The sequence below is a fragment of the Corynebacterium sp. MSK297 genome, assembly GCF_030232885.1.
In the GTDB taxonomy this organism is placed as follows: domain Bacteria; phylum Actinomycetota; class Actinomycetes; order Mycobacteriales; family Mycobacteriaceae; genus Corynebacterium.
In genome coordinates, this window is the sequence record NZ_JASPGD010000011.1 from 39,631 (window position 1) to 56,775 (window position 17,145).

Here is a 17,145-nt window from a genome sequence, read left to right on the forward strand (position 1 = left end):
CTTCCCTGGCATTCTAGCTCTGCGAGAATGGAAGAATGAGCGCTTCAGAATCAAATAAGTCTTTTACCGAACGCGGAATTCCGACCCACCAGCAACTCGTTGTGCCTGTGCTCAAAGCAATGCATGTTTTGGGTGGATCTGCCAGGGCTAACGAAATTACCGAGCACGTATTAGAGCTAGTCCCGGGTTCAGAAGACCTTCAGCAAATTACTTATCCGACTCGCCCAAATCTCTCTGTGCTGATTGACCGCATTGGGTGGGCTCGTACTACGGCTAAACGAATTGGCGTGCTCGAACAACCAGGGCAAGGAATGTATTTGCTCACCGATAAAGGCGAAGAGCTTCTTGAGCTTACGGAAGTGGATGCTTTCGACAAAGTTCAAGACCTTGATCGAGAGATTTCCCGAGCACAACGGCAGCGGAAGAAATTAGAAAAAGAAGCGAAAACTACAGACTCTGAAGTGGAAGACGATATTTCTGACGCAGAGATTCGCGAAGACTCCGACGACGAAGAAATGGATAGAGATTGGAAGAGTCAACTACTGGAACGACTCCACCAATTATCGCCGGACGGCTTCGAAAAGTTTGTTATCTATTTGCTTCGGCGACAAGGCCTGCACCTGCAACAAACCGGCGGTTCTGGTGACGAAGGCGTCGATGCCATCGGTACAGCACCAATCAGTTCAGTGCTTTCTTCTCGTGTGGCAGTACAAGTCAAGCGCTATGCCCCAGATAAGCCTATTGGCCGTGATACGGTGGCGCTTTTCCAACGCGATGCTCATACCAAGGGAGCAGAGCGCGCCATTATCGTCACTCTGAGCCGGTTCACAGAACCCGCCCGTAAAGCTGCTACGGCATCGGTACCCACAGTAGATCTCATTAGCGGTGACCGTCTCGCGGAACTGATTCGCGCGGACGGTGAATCAGGCGTCAAGCTACGCCCAACTGTGGATCTTCGGTGGTTCGACAAGTTTGACTAAGGTGTAACGCAAAACCATTTTCATTCCGCTAGGACACGCATGCGTACTAAGCTCGCCCTACTGACTGCTATCGTGGCCGCTACTGCATCTCTTACTACTGGTGCTGCCGCAGCTCACACGGCACCTCCGGGAAATACCGTATTGGCCGGTGACAGTTTGGTCGCCAACCCCGTGCCCTTCGATGTTGTGCGCAATAACATGCCGCTTTCATCAGATAGCGCCACTGATATGTCCAGTAGTAGTTCTGCTATGTCAGGCAGTAGCAAAGACATCATAACCACCGGTGTCGGTTGCGTTACCGACGGCGCCATCGCCAACGAGATCCGTCAGGCGTCCGGCGTTGCTCGAGTGGATCAGTATCAGTGTTCTGGTGCTTCGTTAGCTAGCGGTGAGCCTCGTATTGACGATACTCTCCGCACTGCTACAGAACAGGCCGATCTCACCCGGAGTACGAAAAACGTGGTTATTGTTGCGGGGGCTAACGATACCTACCGTTACGGACTCGATACGCAGGCGGTTGATCACGCGGTCCGTAGTGGCTTGCAGAACGCCATCGACGTTATCCACGAGCACGCACCGAATGCCAAGATTGTGGTGGTTGGATATCCCCGTGTCACCAGCGATGGCACAACATGTGCGAACAGTGGGCTGCATTCATCTGACCCGCTACCTATCCCTACTCCCCTTATTGCCGCTACGGAGCAGCGTTTGCAGAACAACCTGCGTGAGGTAGCCGAGCACAATGGGGCCACCTTTGTCGACGCCTGGCCTGCCTCTGCAGGCCACGATATGTGTTCGCCGCAACGTTGGTGGCGCAACCTTTTTGACGTTGCACCACCAGCACCGGGAAACATCCCGCTGCACCTCAACGCTCTCGGAATACACGGATACGGACAATTGATTGGGCAGCACCTCCACTAGCAGGCCGCGAAAACAATGCGACCTTTGGCTCTTCAACGCGTGCAGTATTGAAAAATGCATCCTCGGATCATCGACGCTGACGCTGGAAAAGAATTACGTCGAGCCGTAGGATCCGCGGAATACTGTGCATAGCTCCACGCACCTAGGCTAATTATTATGCTGATGGACGTATTCTGATGTTTATCGTCATGCTAGATGGGCGAAGCTCATTATGGTTCGCAAAAATCAAAATGGCAAGAAAATCGCCCAAGATCACCGAAACAGCTGCGACGTTAATTAAATCCCGAATGGTCCCCATACTTGTGGGACCTGAATGAAAGGAATCAACACAATGACCTTAAAACAAGCATCCGCCCTAGGAGGAATCGTTGTTGCTGCAGCGTATTCGATCATTGCTGATTCTCCGATTTGGGGGATAGTCGTGGCACTCGCGGCACTATCTGGCTACAACTTAGCGACGGCCACTTCCTCCAAAAAGAAAGACAGTGCAGCATAGAATCATTAACGCGGGCACTGGCCAGGAACCATAGGCTGGGCCGTTCGATGAGGTCTGCCGCTGATCCGATTGGAGCTATAACAACGGCCAGACCGACACGGGCATCGATATGGTTGCCCACCGCTATATCATCTCGACGACGGATCGGTGGTCCTCGAATGCCGAGGCCGCGCTGGCGAACGAAATCATTGAAACCAGCCGTATCGACATCGCAGATATTGCCTCTGCCCCGGTGAACTGGGATATGGCATTCCCTAGTTCAGAAATCCAAGTGAAACTGGAGCGTAAAGAAGCTTTCCAGCCCCTCAAACACTTTGGCAACGAGCTTAGCGATGAAAGCGCGTGAGCATCCTCGAAATTTTCCACCCAAGTTGGGTACGAACGCGCGCGAACTACGTTTTGGCCGTTTGATTGCTTCAAAACTGAGGCCGCTGGTTCACTTCAGCGCCTCGCTCCTATTGCGGGGCCACCTGAGGCTTGACGTATCATGTAAAATTAAATTGCATTCGTCAGTTGACGACCTACCCGACCCGAGGAGTGTGTGGTTCCGGTGAACATGTGATCTCCACTCAGCCTTGCTGAGACGTGACCGAAGTTATTTCTACGTCTTGGAGCTCACCATGCCCGATATTTTCCTCGATAGTATTTCCTTTTCATTCGGCTCCCGCCTCATTCTCGATCGTGTGAGCTTGCACGTGTCAAACGGTGAACGTGCCTTTGTGATTGGCCCAAACGGGGTCGGCAAGTCCACTCTGTTAAGAATCCTCACCGGCGATCTGACGCCTGATACGGGCCGAATTGTTCCTGGCCCTGTTCCTCAGCACGTTCCCGACCCAGAGCGTTTCGACGGCAGTGTTGCGCAATTCCTTGACTCGGTGCTCAAACCGTTTAATGAACTACTCACGCGCTTCCACCAAGCCACAGAAGCCATGGCAGCAGGAGACACTCATCGAGCACTGGAGTTTGACCAACTCCTTGCCCGATTGAATGCCCTTGATGTGTGGTCGTTGGATGCACGGGTGAATGAAACACTCGCAGGACTGGGACTCGTAGATTTCATAGGGGCAGGAAAAAATCGAATGATGCATGCGCTATCGCCAGGTCAGCGTGCACGGCTGAAACTGGCCGCCCTGCTGATGGTGCGACCCGAGGTGTTGGTCCTAGACGAACCGACCAATCATCTCGATCGTGAAGCAGCCGATTTCCTTTCGCGTGTAGTCGCGAACTGGGGCGGCCCAGTGCTTGCGACTAGTCACGACAGGTCTTTTATCGAAAGCACCGCCACCGTCATTTACGACATGGACATCACAGTGTGGAAAGAACTCGCCAGGGCTGATGGTGAGACCATTGTGGGCGTGTACCGCAACGCAGGCAACTACACGGACTACCTAACGGCGAAGACGATTGCCCGGGCAAAACACCAGCAGATTCACTCCGCGCAGCAGGCGGAAAAACGTGATCTACACGAACACCGCCGCGAGAGTATGAAGATCGCCCGTGGTGGGGTTCGGGTGGAAACCGCAGCTCGCAAGGAGAAGAAGTTCTTCACCGATCGCGCAGCAGCCACATCTGTAAAACGAACGCGTAATGACGATGTCCGTCTGGAGCGCCTTTCCCAGCGAGAAGTGCGAAAACCCCGCCACTATGGCCTGACGTTTCCCTCGTACAAATCTGACCCCGGATCTGGTCTGGCCGTCTCACTCAGAGATGCAGCAGTAGCAGGTCGGCTTGCGCCGGTCACGTTCGATTTAGGACGAGGAGAACATCTCCTCGTGACGGGAGCAAACGGGGCAGGTAAATCAACCCTGCTGAACTGGATCGCCACAGGTAGCGCACCTACAGGGACTGTGAAGAGTGGCACCATGACCCGTGATGAGCCAGTAGGTGTGGTACCACAGACACTCCCCGACGCTTCATCGGCAGGATTTGGCACGGAAAGGGGGCAAAGTGGCATTGGTGAGGCAGGGAAAGGGATCTTGCATCCGTCGATGTGGAGCATTCCCGTTGCGGACTTGTCTGCAGGGAATCAACGCCGGGCCCAATTTGCAGTTGCACTCGCCACAAACCCGGCCGTGTTGATCATTGATGAACCAACCAACTACCTTGATCTGGAAACGATGGACGCACTCGAGGACGCGCTACGGGACTGGCGAGGGCCCCTCATCATCGCCAGCCATGACCGCTGGCTGATTGAGCACTGGCACGGACGCCATCTTCACCTCGATCCTATGCGCCAGTCAGCATCTACATGAGACTTGGGAGTCGTGGTGATGAGGTACGCATACACATTAGTAATGTGCGTCTTCGGACCCAAATGCCCTCGAGCTGGTACACACCGACGGCGTGATGGTCGAGTTCGGTTCCCGTGCCACTGGAGCCCAACCCACAGAAAGCCGTTGCCATGAGCGTTTTTGGTCGGATACACCTAATTCGAAGTAGCTAGGGCAACGATTCCGGTTACGAGGAAAGCCCCGTAGAACGGCCAGATCGCCCAGGCTGTCATCACCGAGCAATGCTCGAAGAAGGAGTTCTTGCGGGTATCTCCTGAGTTCTTGTAATTAAGTGAGTACGGTGGAACATCACCAGTCGCTATCCGCTCATAGAGATCGCGGTACTTCCGCTCGGTTCGCAGGTATCCAACGTCAAGCATGCCGAATACCACTGTCGCAACAATGCCGAGAACTGCCACAGATATGGATGATTGTGTGAACGCATACCCGTAAGTTGCGGTCACAACTGGAAGGAACCAGCTCTTCGTGTTTGATGAGGACTGAGCCATGCGTGTGATGATGTCCTGAGCAAAGGATAGATGCTGTCTCTTGTCCTCTGCGTCAACTGTAGGACCTGGTAGCACTGTGCTCGCGCGGAGCTTGGACAGTACACGATCCTTGTCCTCGTCTGAGTAATGCGACGCCGGTGGCCAAATCTCACCGATTATGTCATCTTTCCATCGTGGTAGGACGTGTACGTGGACGTGCGGCACGCTTTGGCTGGCGGCCTCGCCGTTGGACTGGATGATATTGATACCATCCGGCTGACATGTTTCCTGAAGACTTTTGGCCATTGCCTGCGCCGCGCTCATCACACGGGATACCTCGTCGGTAGTCAGTTCCGAGAAATGCTCGACGTGACGGAGTGGGGTCACCATGCAATGGCCCAGCGCGGCTGGTTCGGTTGGGAAGAACACAACCACCGAATCGTCACGGGCAACCTCGCGTACAGCAGCGTCTTCCCCCTGAACGATCGAGCAAAAAGGACAGAGGTTCACCGGCCCCGCCTTACTCGTCCTTGAGAACTCCAAGAGCGAACACTATCCGCAAGCTTTCGGTAGGTTGCCTTCGAATCGATATCTCCAAACCGGTCGTTTACTGTGGGATCGAAAATCGGGAGTCCTGGGTTACTCCCCTCATAGCCAGATATTTGTGTGAATGGGTCAGAGCCGATGGTGTCGACTTTTCCCATGGAAGAAAGCCCATGAATGCGGATCCCGAGCAGCGGTTTCTTGGCATCCCAGGCCTTTTGGACTTCGTACTGCACCCAAGGCCGCAATGCGGTCTCCCGTCCTATGAGGACAATGACAGCAGTTTTGTACTTCATCTGCTCGTCAATCCAGTTAGCGATTGCTGAGCGACCACCCGCTCGAACTGATTCCCAATCTTGGGAATTGAGAATCCGCTGTCCTTCAATGAGCCCCATCTGTCTGATGAGCTGCACTCGGTTGGCGTCACGTTCGTAATGGAAACTGTAGAAAACGGCCATTTCATTGCTACCTTTCCTTTGGTCTTATTACACTACGACTTTTTTGATCATGGTGACGATGTCGTCGCGTTTGAGTTGCGGGGCGAAGTGGACGGAGATGTTCTCATCACTGATCGACTCGAAGAACTTCCGAGCAGCCTTGATGCGTAGTTCCTCGGTTCCTCGCAAGTCAGCCTTGGAATCGACGTCTTTGGTTTCAACGATGAAGTTCAGCGACATTTTGCCGTCAGTGGTTTTGAGCACGTACATGAAGTCCGGGCTGGTCGTCCCACCAAAATAAACCGGCACTTGGATTGATCGGCGTGGGATCTTGCCATAGACAACGACCTCGTCGAGAACAGAGTCACGCATCGTGGTCTGTTCCTTCGGGGAGTCGTAAACGAACGCGTCGTAAAGGAACTTCTCTGGCACCTCGGAGGTGGTGTCACGGTAAACACCGACGTTTCCTTGCGCAATCGTCTTCAGCGGTTCACCGTCAGGGTCGGTCAGCGCAGTGGCGCCCATTGGCCCGTCGATACGGGTGTAGGAGAACCGTTTGACATATTCGCGCTGCATCCAGCCATTGAACTGCGCAACAAACTCACCCAGTGTGGCCTTGTTGAAGAAATCTCTGGGAAGCTTTTTCTTCGCGTTGCGTCGCACCAAGCCCGCGTGAATCTCACTGATGGGTAGATAAGTTTGGGTGTAGGCCAGCTTCAGCCACTGCCCATAGGGCATCGACCCGTCAACGGCGTAGGTTTCCTTCGTCGACGAGATGGTCGTCAGCACCCCGTCTTCGCCGGTCGTGACCAGGTCTTGGGTGAACCTACCAGTTTGTGCCTTGTAGATGCCCTCGTCCAGAATCTCGTCGATGCAGGTACTGATTTCGGCAGGTGTGAGGTCGTCGAGTCTGAGGTAGTACTTGGCGTTGACCGCTTCCCACAGTTGCTTGAGTTCGGAGTAGCGATTCTTGCGGATTCCGACTCGGGCTTTCTTTTTGTCGGTGACAACTTTGCCGGGTTTGAGCTTGCCTTCTGCGAATTGCGGATAAAGCTCAAAGAGCTCCTCGGCCTTGCCTTCGATTAGGTTCTTTTCGCTATCGACCAGGCCTTTTTGGAGTAGTTCAATGAACAGCTCGGTTTCGTCCTTGCCCAGTTTGGCTGCCACACGCGGCAGCAGTTCCTTAACCGAGGGGGCCTGGCCACCGGTGTCTGCGTTGATTTCATGCACAAGACTGTTGGCGAATGATTCCTCGGTGTAATCGATGAGGTAGGTCAGCCGGAAGTCCTCATCAGCTAGTCGACTGCCGCTGACATCAACGGGAAGGCGTAGCCCGCGCCCGACCTCTTGGAGTTTCGAGATTTCCGATCCCGACGAGCGTAGTTTCACGATTTGGAAGACATTGGGGTTATCCCAGCCCTCACGCAGCGTCCACTTCGAGAACACGAACCTCATCGTGTTCGACGACCCATCCGCTTTCGTGAATGCCAGCATCGATTGCTTATCGCGCAGAATCAGGTCCACCTCGGCCTGGATTGCCTCATCGGTGGACGCATTATCAGCAGAGAAGTAACCACCGTTTGTTGCCGACACATCGGCCAGCGAATCCTTCAAGTATGCGACGTAGTCTTTGGCTATCTGTGAGGTCTTGTCCTCGTGTTCGGCGATGACCTCTTTGAGCTTGGCAGCCAGCAGTTCCTCGAACCTGCGGCGTAAGTGGCCTGGACCGTCCTCACCACGGTAGGACTCGATCGAGTCAATAAAAAACAGAGTCAAGGTTTTCACGCGGGTAGCGCGCCGGAAGTTTTCCCACTCCGTCTCGAAGTGATTATCCAGCGCACGGGCAATCATTAGTTCTTGATAGGTCTGGGAATACACTCCCGCAACCACGGTGTCGCCCTTACCCAGGATCTGACCATTAGACAGCGTCACCCCAGACTTGATCGTCGGGTTCTCTGTCTTGCCCACAGCCTCGATCGTGATGCCTGCGAATGCTCCATCCGCCCCAGCCAACGAGCCGCCCAACCCTACGGTCAATGTCTTGGAGGTACCGAGGTTGGTGAACGTGGCCTGTTTCGGCTTGCGAGCCGACAAGCTTGTCAACTTCAGCCTCGTGGAGTCTTGCCCATCGTCCTCCGGGTACTGCACAGCCACGCCCTTAACGAGCTGTTCGTTGAACGCCTCGACCGCGCCAAGATTGAACACCAAATTGTTGTAATCGATCTGGCCGGTCTTATCGTTCTTCGGGAAAGTCGCACCGAACCTGACCACAGCTTGGGGTTGGATCTGGTCAATGATCGTTTGGTAAGCCTTGTTCTCACGGCGGAACCGATGCGGCTCATCAATAATCACCACCGGCCGAGTCGCCGCCAATGCCTCATACGGCTGGCTCGACATACCCAACACTGTTTGATCATAGATAGCACCCATCGTCGCTGCCGAACGCAACATGCCATCAGTCATCAACAACGCATGCACACGGCCCTTGGTTAGCCGGGATGCCGACACGAAATTCGCGACCGCGCTAGGGAAGAACTTCCGTCCCTTGGAACGCTTCTGTGGATCAAGAACATCCAGCTCCAGCTTGATGCTGCCACGATAATTATCGTCGAAATAGTTACGCGCATACTCGGACGTGATGAATGACCTGGTCCCCAACTTGATCGCTGTCGACGGCACCACAACGATGAACTTGGTAAATCCATAGAGCCTGTTGAGTTCGTACATCATCTGCGTGTAGACCAACGTCTTACCCGTGCCGGTCTCCATCTTCACGTCGATACCGAGCACACCATCATCCACCCGGCCCCGCCAAGCACGTGGGATAGCAGGTACACCCTCGACCGCGCCGTTCTGCAACTCAGAAATGTTATGAGCCAGCTGCGAATCAGCAAGATTGAAGGTCGGATTGGCCTCCATCAACCCGCCAGAATCGAAATCCAGGCCATGAAAAACGCGGGTAATCGCCGTCAGCGCCCGCTGTTGGTGCTCAAGGGTCTGTAGCCTCATCTGCATCGCCCTACAGCCTCTCAATCACAGACACAGTGCGACCAGATTTCAGCACCGAGAGATTCTTCTTCAACTCATGCATCACACCAAACGTAACCGAGTACCCGAACACCACAACACGAGAAACCGCAAGATCCCCGTTCTCAAGCAAGCAAACAAGCTCCACCACGTCATCACTCGTCAAACCCGGCGAGATGATATAAGCAGAATCTCCGCACACATCCAGCTCATAGCCAGCCAAGGTAACCTGTTGCGCGCCAGTGACCAGCCCATGTCCGTCTTCAACTAGCCACGTCGCCAGCACCGTGTCATGCCCAGGCGTACCGTTCAGGTCGAACTTTGAGACATAATCCCCAGCTAGCAACGTACCGTCCTGCTTCGGATCAAACGTCAGCAGATCATCAAGAATCTGCCCAGACGGCTCGTTCAGCCTGTAAAGCTTGAAACCGTAATCAATATCCGCGCCAGTTTCTTCCTTGATCTTTGCAGTTGCGCGTTTGATTCGTTCGCGGCCAATCTCGTCAATAGTGTGGTAACCAGCGCGGAAAGCAGGCTTGTCATGCTCGATCTTCTCGGGCAATTGAACAATGATGAATTTCCGGTGGCCACCATCCTCAGCATTGAGTTGTATTACTGCGTCGGCCGTCGTAGCAGATCCAGAGAAGAAATCTAAGACAAGTGAGGATTTGCCAGTGGCCATACGCAGAACTCGTTCAATGAGTGCAGGTGGCTTGGGCGCTTGAAACAACTTGTCTCGAGAGTCAAACAGATCATCGAAGTCTTGTTGTCCTTCTTCGGTGCGCATCTCTGACTCGGTCCACAGCGATTTCACCTGCTTCCTGACCGCTTCATCGCCATCATGACCATACGCTTTACGATAAACCTTCCATTGGCCATTGACTTCCTTAGCAACTAGAAGGTTCAAATCGCGGCGAGCGAGCTCCTTACTCCAGGTCCAACAACCTTCGAAACCATCTCCCCAAAGAGGAAGCACTTCAATTGTCGCTTCAGGGCTCTTCTCAAGTAGAACCTCCCCTGACGCTGTAACGAAGAATGGGTAATAGAGATTTGGCCTATTATGGCGTCCAAACTCACGGTGAGTGTTCCGTAACTCAAGCTCTCTGTAGGCTCTGCCGTCCTCATCTCTAAGGGGGTAATCTTTGGATATCTCTTTCGCTGTTTTAGGGATTGACACCGACCCTTTTGGCAAGACTGTGCGCGAATATGCAAGAAGATACTCGTGATTGTTGGCGACATACATATCTTGGCTTCGCCCCTTGGGGTTTGTTAGTCGAATCAGCTGACTAACAAACCCTTGTTCACCGAAAACTTCATCGCAGAGGAGTTTTAGATTAGATTGCTCGTTGTCGTCGACGCTAATGAAGATAACGCCGTCGTCCGCGAGGAGTTCCTTTGCGAGTTGCAGGCGTGGGTACATGAAGGTGAGCCATGCTGAATGAGATGATTTTCCTTGGAGGTCAAGAACGCGTTCGGCTTCATCTTCGGTGAGCCCGACCTTTTCAACGAGTTGGGGGGGTGAAGCCGAAGTCGTCGTTGTAGATAAATCCGTCGGATCCCGTGTTGTAGGGCGGGTCGATGTAGATGCATTTGACTTTACCTGCGTAGGAGCCAAGCAGATGTTTGAGGGCATCGAGGTTGTCGCCGACTATGTAGAGGTTCTCGGAGTCCTTGTTTTCAGGTTTCGAGTTGTGCTCAAGGTCTGGCACGACGACTGTTTCGGTCTTCATGGACGTGAGGTACTTCGCGTAGGATTTGCCGAGGAATTTCAGCTCGTATCCCTCGCGGGTGAAATCGACGTCTCCGTCTTGGAGTGCCTGTTGGAGTCGGTCAATCATGAAGTTGCCGTCGCCGTCGAAATACTCGGGCAGGGCAGCGCGAAGCCGTTCCATTTCGAAGTCGTTTGGCTTAACGGTTTCGTTGTGTTCGCTGGTGTTTCTGATCATTTCGTTGGCTCCTTGATAGCTTCACAGATGCTCACTATATCAACCACTATTGCCATACATATTCACGCAAGGACATTGATTATGACGTTTCCGTCCCACCCATCTTGGCGATGATTGCATCAGACAGACCGGTCGCTACGCGCAAGACTTCTTTGATCATGCTTCGGTCGATCAGGAGTTTCCACATTGGCTTAAATCTAATGGTCACTTTGCATCTGTGGGGCAACCTCACTACCGATTGACGCTGTGGAATCGCGCGCAAACGAGTTAAGCAAGCGGCTAGCCGCATGACATTTCGGAATTCGATGCACCATTATTCATTTGACAAGGCCTGGTCACTCCCACACGCCAGGCGGCGTTCAACCAGATAATTGAGCGGGCCGTTGAATTAGGGGATATGCGACAAAAAGGGTGCAGATCTTTTGCAGTCGCCAGATTTTAGCAGGTAGTATCTGGTAACAATCTTTCATTTTCGCCTGCCTAGTGGCATAAAATTAACGACCAACCTGGTAGCGGCCAGGGGTTATTTTGAATGTGTTTTGAGTGCTGGAAAATGACATAAATTTAACTTAATTCCAGTTTACTAATACCGTACCAGTGCGGTAGAATGATTATTGTCAGACCGAAAGGCGCTACAACAACTAAATAGAAGAACTGAAAATGTCAGCTACACAGACATCATCGCGACAATCACACTGATCGTAATGATTTTGATCTGGCTCGACACTCGCAAGTAGTGCCGAATAGCCACTAACAAAAGTCCCGGCCATAAATAGGATGGCCGGGCACCCCTCACCATACAACACGAAAGGAAAATCATGCGATTTACGCTCATCTCCACCGCTGCAGCCACCATCATGGCCTTGGCGGGTGCTAGCGCGTTATTCATTCCTGCTTTCCTTGCCGTCGGTATCGCCATCGACAGCAACGAAAGGAAAAAGCATGCAGCCTAAGATCATTGACGCAGACACGGGGAAAGAGCTTTGGCGCGCCGTAGAGTGCGCCAAACACTGCGACATCACCACTCGCACGTGGGCGAGTTACTACGCGAATGGGCGCACGCCCGACCCTGTGGCCATGCTCGATGGCCGTAGTGCATTGTGGTTTGCCGAGGATATTAAGCACTGGCACGCAAACCGGCCCGGCTCCCCGGCTCAGCTACGCCGGTAGCGTTATCCTCCAACCGTTTTCCAGTTATCAGCGATGCTTGGTTCGGAGCGACCCCCTGGCGACTATCGATAGAGACAGCTTTTTCATCTCAAATCATAGGATTGAGATGAAAAAGCTGGAGCTAGATAGCTAAGCACCTCGGGAGCTGAATAGAGACAGTACTCAGCTCCCGGGGTGCCCACCCTCTCTCAAAATACCACAACCCAGAAAGGACACATCATGGACATCATGTCTAAAATTTCCAACGCACTAATCGTGCTCGCGATACTTATCGCACTCACCATAGGAGATACCCCAATATTCTGGATGGTCATGGGCGCCACTGCGGTTACGCTCACAATTGAGACCGTACAGCTCGTACAGAAATGGCGGGAACATGCAGCCTAAGATCATTGACGCGGACACCGGTCAAGAACTCTGGACCGGTGCAGATTGCGCCGACCACATTGGAGTGAGCTACGCAGCGTGGCGAAACTACTCAGCCAACCACCGCACCCCAGAACACGTCGCCATGATTTTGGGCCGCACGCGACTGTGGCTTGCGGACGAGGTGCGCGAGTGGCACACAAACCGGCCAGGATCTCCCCATCAACTACGCAAATAGTGCTAATCCGTAATTCCGCTAGATCTCGCATAGGATCCTCATTAAGCAGTCCCCATCCCTAACGCTGCACGAATCGCAGGGCCAGCGGTATTGACATCATCGACCCTAAGTTCAATATCAGGTTGGCCCCATTTTTCGCGGACGACAGCTAGTGCTTGGGCAACCGTAAGATCATTATTCGCACAATCAATGATTAAATCCTGCAATTTACCCCCAGCACCCCAGTCAAAGACAGCATCATCTACGGTCGAATCGTCACAGGTAAAAATCCGCTTTTCATCGCAAATAACCGGGATGACCTTATCCCGAGTGCGATACACCATAGCAAGACCAGGCCGAGGCTCATGCGACCAAGCGCCGTAGTGCTTATTCGGCAACATCTCTAAGCCCATTTCCTTATAACGATCAGGCATCTTGACCGATCACCTCCACAAATACGTCGTAGCCAAAAATTACTCATTCCCCACTACTTCCTTACCAACTTACGTGTTAGGAAGTAGCTCCGCACTGCGAAAACCAGATAGAACTGGTGTGTTCTGCGTTAGCCTTCGGTCCCGGGAACTCCACAAACTATTTCCGCCAGCTAGACCTGCTCCCGCCACTTCCATGCGTTCCCCAAAGCGTCGCCGTGAGATCACCTGCCGCAACAAAGCCTTTCGATGGCGCAGGCGTTACACCACACGCAGGCGGCATTACTGGTGCAATCTTTTGACTCCTGATGTTTTTCACGCTTGCTTTTTAGCTACACTGGTTAAAACAACTTGGCTACCCCCGATGTGTCCACTTTCAGGAGGCGGGCCCAATGCCAAATGAATGGCCCGTAGGCAAAGCTGAAGTCGATGCTCTCGTTCGCTATGCCCTCACCCGAAAACCGGGACTGATGCCCGGAAAGCCTCAGACCCACTAAAGTGGAATAAGTAAACCGCAAGTGGGATTAGAAAACCTCCGCACAATACAGAAGGAAATCAAGAGATGACAACCATCACCGCGCTTATCAGCGCATTATTCATCATCACCAAAGCTCCAGCTTGGGCTACCGCCACAGCACTTGCATCCACGACCGTGTGCTTAGCCCTGGATACCCGCGAGCAATGGCTAGAAAGGAAACACCATGCGGCCTAAAATTATTGACGTGGATGCAGGGAAGGAACTTTAGCGCACTGTAGAATGCGCCAAACACTATGGCATCACATGGTCCCGCCCCGTTTGGTGCGCACGCCCATTACCTTTCACCGGAAAACATCTCCTCATACGAATTTCACGATCCCTCTTACAGAGCACCCCAAAAAGATCTGGGCAGAGTAAACCGCCGCCACCAAGCACCCATAAACGGTCCCCAACAACAAGGGTTTCTAGTACACCAGTAAGGAATCAAACCTTACCCAAACCCCACCAAGGTAGCGCCATCTCAATTACACAATTGATTAAGTCGACGCATTATCACCAGCAATGCCAAACCTATCAACCGCTTCATAGTAAAAACGCACCCATAATTCATCCCGAATTTGATCAGTGATGAAGCGGTCAACAACATCTATTACTTCGCGGGCGAGAGGAGCATTTATCGTATCGAATAACGTAGCTAGCGCAATGTCCGGATAACTAAACTCGTTATCAACTTTTGCGTCCTCAATAGCATCTCGGGGGGCTGAAACTTTATCCACTAGCCATTCAAACAAGTCACGCTCTTTAACGAAACCGTACGGCCTACTCATTACGGGTAACCCCCTTTCCTGACACGGGATAGGCAGTCATATCATACGGCTCATTGTCCCTAATCTGGTACACAACCCGGATCTTTACACCATCAACCTGACCAAGAATTGTACACTTATCTCCATTCTTCCTCGCGTTGATCTCCTTAGCCTCTAAAAGACCACGCACGGCGTCAACAATCTTTTTGCTCTGACCACCCCGAGGAAACTTCGCCGCACCAGGGCGCTGAGAATCCCCCCATGACCCGCTCGAGTCGAGGCCAAATGTAACGGCATATCGCCATTATTCGTAGGCCGATCCTGCCCCGTACAACACAGGGCTTGTCCCCCGGAAAGCAGACATTACAAAAATCCCTCCTTAAGGGACCTTGTTAGTTATACGAATTTGCCGTGCACCGGCCACGCATCAGGAAACGAATAATCCGTGGCATCTTCCTTCGAGGAAGCACCTGGCTTCAAATCCTCTACCGGGTAATCTGACGGAGGTGCGGCACGCTTCGCAGCCTGCGCCTGTAGCTCCCCAAGACGCTTCGCGTTGTCATCGAACTTCTGCGGGTCCGAGCCAAGCAGATCTGCGTTGTCCTCCGAGATTCCGTACTTTGACAGTGCCTTCGACCGGGCAAGCTCCACCTGGAACTGCGTCGCTTTATTACGCTCAGCTTCCAATGCCTCCTGGGCGCGCTGCAGCTCAGTCTTTTCAGCATCCTGCATTTCACGGAACTTTTCAGCATCGGCTCGATACTCGTTACGCTCGGTGCGGTATTTCGCGTTTTCCTTACGTAATTTTTCAAGCTCTTGCTGGTAGGACTCCGTGGTGCGCTCCGGTTTTGAGTTCCCCTCCTCCTGGGCAGGGTCCTGCTGGGCCACCTCGGCGGCTTCGTTGTGTCCATCGTTGGTGGCGGTAGTTTCTTCTGCCATTGCGTAACCTCCTGGGTTATCTAATTTTGGGCATGAAAAATCCCCCGCCACCAACCAAGTGGTGTGGGGTTGCGCGCTAAAGAGGAATCGAACCTCAACGAACTGTCACCAGATAGCACAGAAGCCACCCCATAAAACAGGGTGGCCAAAGATTAGAGTATCTAAACAGGCTTATGTGCCTAAAGCGGCTCGAAGCTCTGGACTCGCATCATTGACATCCGCAACGGGAAATTCAATATCAGGTTGGCCCCATTTTTCACGGATGACAGCCAATGCTTCAGGCACCGTAAGATCATTATCCGCGCAATCAATGATTAAACGTTGCAGATTTTTACCAAGCTCCCAGTCAAAGTCAGAAGCATCGACGTCTCCATCAGCACAAAGAAGTATCTTTTCTTGGTCACTAAGGACAGGAATTACCTTACCTGAGGTGCGGTAAACCCATACGATTCCGGCGCGCGGCTCATGTGACCATGCTGCGTAATGCTTATTCGGCAGCATTTCTAAGCCCATTTCCTTATATCGATCAGACATCTCGACAGATTACCTCCACAAATACGTCAACGTCGCAAACTATTTCCTTCAATTTGACCTGCTCCCACCGTTTTCCATGTATTCCCAAAACATCGCGATGAGATCGCCGTCATCGACACAGCCGGCGCCGTTATAAGGATGATCCCTTCTTCAGAACGCCATAGACTCATAAATGAATCCCCATCATTATTCATACTCGTATCAATTTGCGGCACTATGTAAGGTCAGGCTACCGGAACTACCAGATGGCTGACAATCGTTGTCAGGGAGAGCACACCGAACCAACCAAAAACGATTACCCCTTAACCGGCAAATCCTCTCCTCATGCGAATTTCTCAACCCCTATTACAGGACGCCCAATAAAGATCTGGGCATCACGCCCCGACATCAGGGCCCAATCCCAGGGCACCCAACAACAGGGGTTTCTAGTGCACCAGTAAGGAATCGAACCTTACTCAAACACCCACCAAGGTGGCGCCATCTCAATTACGCAAAGCTAAGAAGATGCACCGACGCGCTGCTTCGCCTTTATCAAAAAAGCCTCAACACCAGACGCATCACGGTTGAATTCTTGTAGACGCGGAATAAACCGTTCAATTATTTCCACAGCTTCCGCAGGCAAAGGCGCATTTGCTGCATTCAGCAAACTCGCAACACCTATCGCTGGGTAACCGCCATATTCCATGTCCTCAAACGCATCAACCCAACTAAACTCGGAAACGACAGGGCGCATTAGGGGCGCAACTGCATCCCACAAATCATATTCAATCTGATTAACCAATTCTAATGCCATCGCACTCTACCATTTCGCTTCACATTTGACGTCCCAGAATCTGGCGTAGGCAATGGATACCCAAAAACGCCCTGCCCTTTCCTGTCCGCCACAAAGTATTTTATTCTAATAAAAACCCCGTCAACCTCGTCCTCAATCATTCGTTTATCATTATCCACCATGATCTCCCCGTCTCAAGAATACCCGCAAAAGAATTAACGATCTTTTGATCAGACCACGACTGTGGGGTCAAGTCCGTTTGAGTGGTGTTTCTATCTTTCGATAAAGCATGCAGTGTGATGATGTCAGGGGCCATCACGTGCT

General features: G+C 52.5%; 20 protein-coding genes. 10 read left to right on the top strand and 10 right to left on the bottom strand.

The features are described 5' to 3' along the window. Nucleotides 1-35 precede the first annotated feature (35 nt). The 5 genes from QP888_RS09705 (at nt 36) to QP888_RS09725 (ending at nt 4,649) form a co-directional block, all read left to right on the top strand. Nucleotides 36-980 carry a restriction endonuclease gene (locus QP888_RS09705; RefSeq protein ID WP_284813376.1) on the top strand — a complete coding sequence of 315 codons (945 nt, stop codon included), beginning with the start codon at nt 36-38 and terminating at the stop codon, nt 978-980. A gap of 39 nt (nt 981-1,019) precedes the next feature. After that, nucleotides 1,020-1,901: a GDSL-type esterase/lipase family protein gene (locus QP888_RS09710; protein ID WP_284813378.1), complete on the top strand. Its 882-nt coding sequence runs from the start codon at nt 1,020-1,022 to the stop codon at nt 1,899-1,901. 331 nt (nt 1,902-2,232) lie between these two features. Beyond that, nucleotides 2,233-2,397 carry a hypothetical protein gene (locus tag QP888_RS09715; protein ID WP_021352231.1) on the top strand — a complete coding sequence of 55 codons (165 nt, stop codon included), beginning with the start codon at nt 2,233-2,235 and terminating at the stop codon, nt 2,395-2,397. Between the two features lie 109 nt (nt 2,398-2,506). Continuing rightward, complete coding sequence (locus QP888_RS09720; protein ID WP_284813379.1) at nt 2,507-2,743, top strand: restriction endonuclease; 237 nt, start codon at nt 2,507-2,509, stop codon at nt 2,741-2,743. Nucleotides 2,744-3,017: 274 nt separating this feature from the next. Beyond that, a complete protein-coding gene (locus QP888_RS09725; RefSeq protein ID WP_284813381.1) occupies nt 3,018-4,649 on the top strand; it encodes an ABC-F family ATP-binding cassette domain-containing protein in 1,632 nt (543 codons plus the stop codon). Between the two features lie 173 nt (nt 4,650-4,822). Here the strand turns inward: QP888_RS09725 and QP888_RS09730 are convergent, their stop codons facing one another. From QP888_RS09730 to QP888_RS09750, 5 genes are all read right to left on the bottom strand, one after another. Next, a complete protein-coding gene (locus QP888_RS09730; RefSeq protein ID WP_284813382.1) occupies nt 4,823-5,665 on the bottom strand; it encodes an HIT family protein in 843 nt (280 codons plus the stop codon). Further along, nucleotides 5,662-6,156, bottom strand: a complete 495-nt coding sequence (locus QP888_RS09735; RefSeq protein WP_126849670.1) for a TIR domain-containing protein — start codon at nt 6,154-6,156, stop codon at nt 5,662-5,664. Before QP888_RS09735 ends, QP888_RS09730 begins: the two co-directional genes overlap by 4 nt. A 27-nt stretch (nt 6,157-6,183) precedes the next feature. Next, a complete protein-coding gene (locus tag QP888_RS09740) occupies nt 6,184-9,144 on the bottom strand; it encodes a type III restriction-modification system endonuclease (RefSeq protein WP_284813383.1) in 2,961 nt (986 codons plus the stop codon). A 10-nt stretch (nt 9,145-9,154) separates the two neighbouring features. Continuing rightward, nucleotides 9,155-10,582 (bottom strand): site-specific DNA-methyltransferase, encoded by a 1,428-nt coding sequence (locus QP888_RS09745; RefSeq protein WP_249625273.1) that lies wholly within the window; start codon nt 10,580-10,582, stop codon nt 9,155-9,157. An 82-nt stretch (nt 10,583-10,664) separates the two neighbouring features. Next, nucleotides 10,665-11,108, bottom strand: coding sequence for a site-specific DNA-methyltransferase (locus tag QP888_RS09750; RefSeq protein ID WP_238633869.1), 444 nt, complete (start codon nt 11,106-11,108; stop codon nt 10,665-10,667). Nucleotides 11,109-11,926: 818 nt separating this feature from the next. On the opposite strand from QP888_RS09750, the gene QP888_RS09755 reads away from it, so the two are divergent. The 4 genes from QP888_RS09755 (at nt 11,927) to QP888_RS09770 (ending at nt 12,882) form a co-directional block, all read left to right on the top strand. Continuing rightward, nucleotides 11,927-12,061, top strand: coding sequence for a hypothetical protein (locus QP888_RS09755; protein WP_284813384.1), 135 nt, complete (start codon nt 11,927-11,929; stop codon nt 12,059-12,061). Further along, on the top strand, nt 12,051-12,278 hold the full coding sequence (locus QP888_RS09760) for a hypothetical protein (protein ID WP_027017805.1): 228 nt from the start codon (nt 12,051-12,053) through the stop codon (nt 12,276-12,278). Before QP888_RS09755 ends, QP888_RS09760 begins: the two co-directional genes overlap by 11 nt. A 219-nt stretch (nt 12,279-12,497) precedes the next feature. Further along, nucleotides 12,498-12,665 (top strand): hypothetical protein, encoded by a 168-nt coding sequence (locus QP888_RS09765; RefSeq protein ID WP_249618678.1) that lies wholly within the window; start codon nt 12,498-12,500, stop codon nt 12,663-12,665. Continuing rightward, on the top strand, nt 12,655-12,882 hold the full coding sequence (locus QP888_RS09770; RefSeq protein WP_284813386.1) for a hypothetical protein: 228 nt from the start codon (nt 12,655-12,657) through the stop codon (nt 12,880-12,882). Before QP888_RS09765 ends, QP888_RS09770 begins: the two co-directional genes overlap by 11 nt. A gap of 41 nt (nt 12,883-12,923) precedes the next feature. Here the strand turns inward: QP888_RS09770 and QP888_RS09775 are convergent, their stop codons facing one another. Beyond that, the gene (locus tag QP888_RS09775) at nt 12,924-13,295 is read right to left on the bottom strand and encodes a hypothetical protein (RefSeq protein WP_284813387.1); all 372 of its coding nucleotides are present in this window, start codon (nt 13,293-13,295) and stop codon (nt 12,924-12,926) included. A 559-nt stretch (nt 13,296-13,854) separates the two neighbouring features. Between QP888_RS09775 and QP888_RS09780 the strand changes: the two genes are divergently transcribed. Further along, nucleotides 13,855-14,004 (top strand): hypothetical protein, encoded by a 150-nt coding sequence (locus QP888_RS09780; protein ID WP_242722178.1) that lies wholly within the window; start codon nt 13,855-13,857, stop codon nt 14,002-14,004. Between the two features lie 302 nt (nt 14,005-14,306). On the opposite strand, the gene QP888_RS09785 is transcribed toward QP888_RS09780, so the two are convergent. From QP888_RS09785 to QP888_RS09800, 4 genes are all read right to left on the bottom strand, one after another. Next, nucleotides 14,307-14,597 carry a hypothetical protein gene (locus QP888_RS09785; protein ID WP_284575829.1) on the bottom strand — a complete coding sequence of 97 codons (291 nt, stop codon included), beginning with the start codon at nt 14,595-14,597 and terminating at the stop codon, nt 14,307-14,309. Between the two features lie 375 nt (nt 14,598-14,972). Further along, nucleotides 14,973-15,515 (bottom strand): hypothetical protein, encoded by a 543-nt coding sequence (locus QP888_RS09790; RefSeq protein ID WP_284813388.1) that lies wholly within the window; start codon nt 15,513-15,515, stop codon nt 14,973-14,975. A gap of 171 nt (nt 15,516-15,686) precedes the next feature. After that, nucleotides 15,687-16,049: a hypothetical protein gene (locus QP888_RS09795; protein WP_284573280.1), complete on the bottom strand. Its 363-nt coding sequence runs from the start codon at nt 16,047-16,049 to the stop codon at nt 15,687-15,689. A 496-nt stretch (nt 16,050-16,545) separates the two neighbouring features. Next, nucleotides 16,546-16,842 (bottom strand): RNA-binding protein, encoded by a 297-nt coding sequence (locus QP888_RS09800; RefSeq protein ID WP_284813389.1) that lies wholly within the window; start codon nt 16,840-16,842, stop codon nt 16,546-16,548. Between the last annotated feature and the right edge of the window lie 303 nt (nt 16,843-17,145).